The sequence below is a fragment of the Autumnicola edwardsiae genome, assembly GCF_031846505.1.
In the GTDB taxonomy this organism is placed as follows: Bacteria; Bacteroidota; Bacteroidia; order Flavobacteriales; family Flavobacteriaceae; genus Autumnicola; species Autumnicola edwardsiae.
In genome coordinates this window covers 1-3,163 of record NZ_JAVRHP010000181.1, presented here as the reverse complement: position 1 = coordinate 3,163, position 3,163 = coordinate 1, and the positions used below count along the sequence as shown (strand labels likewise).

The 3,163-nt window shown below is 38.6% G+C and carries 3 protein-coding genes; all 3 read left to right on the top strand.

Annotated elements, in window-relative coordinates; translation table 11 throughout:
* A partial coding sequence (locus RM529_RS16660; RefSeq protein ID WP_311485869.1) for a sensor histidine kinase occupies positions 1 to 865 on the top strand: 865 nt, incomplete at its 5' end.
* A gap of 32 nt (positions 866 to 897) precedes the next feature.
* Complete coding sequence (locus RM529_RS16655) at positions 898 to 1,947, top strand: response regulator (RefSeq protein WP_311485868.1); 1,050 nt, start codon at positions 898 to 900, stop codon at positions 1,945 to 1,947.
* Positions 1,948 to 2,035: 88 nt separating this feature from the next.
* Positions 2,036 to 2,845, top strand: a complete 810-nt coding sequence (locus RM529_RS16650; protein ID WP_311485867.1) for a universal stress protein — start codon at positions 2,036 to 2,038, stop codon at positions 2,843 to 2,845.
* Positions 2,846 to 3,163: the final 318 nt, after the last annotated feature.

Genomic DNA, 3,163 nt, shown 5'->3' with positions numbered 1-3,163 from the left:
ACAGCGGCAAATACGGGAGCTAAACACAAAGCTGGAGGATAAAATTGCGATAAGAACGCAGGAACTTCAGGAAAGTGTTCAAAAACTGCAAAATTTGAACCTGGACCTGGAAGATGAAATTCAAAAGAGAAAGGCGGCAGAGCGAAAAATAAAGGATGCCCTGCAAAAGGAAAAAGAACTTAATGAATTAAAAACAAAATTTCTTTCCCTGGTTTCCCACGAGTTCAAAACACCGCTCAGTGGAATTTTAACTTCGGCTACGCTTGCTGAAAAATATACTAAGGGAGAACAGCAGGAGAAGCGGGAAAAGCATTTGGGAACGATTAGGAACAAAGTGCATTATCTTAATAATATCCTGAATGATTTTCTGTCTATCGAGCGGTTGGAAACAGGAAAAGGCCAGTATAAATACACCAACTTTAGCCTGAAAAGGTTAATAAATGAAGTAGTTTACAATGCGAATATCACCCTGAAAAACGGTCAGGAAATCACCTACACCAAAGATCTTGAAGATATGATGCTTTACCACGACGAAAAAATCCTGGAGCTCATTCTCTCGAATTTACTGGGAAATGCAATAAAATATTCGCCCGAAAATACGCTGATAGATTTCAGGATTACACCTACAGAAAAATCGGTAGTTTTTGAAGTAGAGGACCAGGGAATAGGGATTCCGCAGAAAGATCAAAAGCATATTTTTGAACGCTATTTTAGGGCAGAAAATGCACTCCTGGACCAGGGAACGGGAATAGGACTCAATATTGCCTACACACACCTGGAGAATCTTGGTGGAACTATAAAGTTTGAAAGTAAGGAGCACGTAGGAACAAAATTTACGGTAGAAATTCCAATATTAAAGCCGTAAAAAAGTGCAGAAGAATTAAAGAAGTCATTACCATGAAAAAAGTATTACTGATAGAAGACGATGTTACTGTAAGGGAAAACACGGCAGAACTGCTGGAACTTTCAGATTACGAAATTGAAACCGCTTCCAATGGACGCCTGGGTGTCGAAAAAGCGAAGAAAATTCTTCCAGATGTAATTGTGTGCGATATCATGATGCCAGAGATGGATGGTTATGGCGTTCTTGAGGAATTGAGCAAAAATGAAGAAACTATAGATATTCCGTTTATTTTTCTTTCAGCAAAAACTGAACATAAGGATATCCGCAGGGGGATGGACCTTGGTGCCGACGATTACCTTACCAAACCTTTTGAAGAGGAAGATTTGCTTAGCGCCATAGAAAGCAGGCTGGCGAGGGTTGCCATTATAAATTCTTTTAAAAATAAGAAGAAAAAAACCCCGCAGCCGGAGGAAAGGTCTTTAAAAGGTCTCGAAGACCTTCGCAGCCTGATTAATAAAAATGAGTTCCTGGAATTTAAGAAAGGTGAAAATATTTATGAGCCAGGCAGGCAGGCCAGTTTCTTCTACCTTGTAAAAAGTGGTGTGGTGAAAGCGCACAGGATGGATAGCCAGGGGAAAGAGCTTATTACAGAACTTTTTAAGGACGATGATTTCTTCGGAAATATTTCACTGAATAACGCCAGCCCATATCAGGATTTTGCAACTGCAATGGAAGATACCCGGCTCTATGCAGTTTCAAAAGAAGAACTGCACAAGATCCTGGCGAACAATGGCCGTGTAACGCTGGAATTAGTGGAGATTTTAAGTAACAACCTTTCAGGTTTAAAGGAGCAGTTAATGGGAATGGCATACGGTTCTGTCCGCAAGAAAACAGCAAATACCATCTTACTTTTTGCTGAAAAAATTAAAAAACATCCACTTAAAAGCATAAGGATTTCTCGTGCAGATCTTGCCGGTGTTGCGGGAATGGCGCCAGAAAGCCTTATAAGAACCCTTTCAGACTTTAAAAAAGAAGGCTTAATAGAAATTGAAGGCAGGAATATTAAACTTCTTGATTCCCAGGCGTTGAAGAACGTGGTGTGAATTTTCAGAAAAAATATTGGAACTGATTTTTATCATTTTTCATCCTTTATGGTTCGTATAGTTTTGTATAAATTATATAGCCTTAAAGATGAATGTATTAATCCTGACGGACTTTTCAGAGGTTTCAGAAAATGCAGGAAAATATGCCCTGGATTATCTGGCCGGCAGACCCGGTAATATTTATGTGTTAAATATCCAGGACTTTAACTTCAGTAAATCAAATGGAAAAGCGCTGGAAAAGCAGATGCTCCATATTTCTGCAGAACTTCACAAAACTGTTGAAATGCTTAAAAACCTTTCAAAAAACAGAAATCAGGGTTTCCACAGCATTTTGTCTTCAGATTATCTTATAAATGCCATCCGCAAATGTGTTACCGAAAAAAAGATCGATCTCATTTTTATAGGGGCGGCCAGCAGGGATGTGAGGCATCATCCTATCTTGGGCAACCATGCTTATGAAGTGGTTCGCAAAATAAAATGCAATATTGTGGCCGTGCCGGCAAAGAGCGTTTACCAAAAGCCCAAGACCAGTATCCTCCCCATAGATTATTCGGTTCTTTTTCAGGAAAAGGTTCTTAACCTTGTTAATAATTGCGATTTTGTAAGGGACACGCACATCACCGTGGTGGAAATAAATAAGGGAACTTCCGGAGAGCTGAAAAAAGAACTGGTTCAGTACGGTTTGGCTAAAAAATTACCAGAAGCCACCTTGCATTATATGGATATTAAAGATTCGGACTTTTTTAACCGGGATTTGCTGTTCGAGATTCAGGACAAATTTGATATTATCGCCATAATCGGCAAAAACCTAGATGTATGCGATAAGTTACTCCACGCCCGCTATGGACTTTGTGCAAAAGTAGATAATGCGTTACCTATTCTCGTGCTCCACGAATAATTAAGTAGAAAAGACTGCTTTTCTGCGAAAATCTTAAGAATTTTTATGGTTTATAATAAGTAAATGGCGATAATTGCCATTTTAGAGTTGTCTTATCTTCAGAAATGTTCTTTGTTTAATTTTATTTTTAATCTGATAGAGCATTTTTACCCTTCAACTTCAATACCCGCAGTGTAAAGTAATTTCTGAAAATAAATTTAGCATGACAAAGCTGATACCACAGGTCGAAAATTGGTATTTTTGAAGTGCGACTATTTTCGGAAAGTGATCTTAAAGAGCTGTTACCCTAAACTTGATTCAGTATTTCATCTCCTTCAC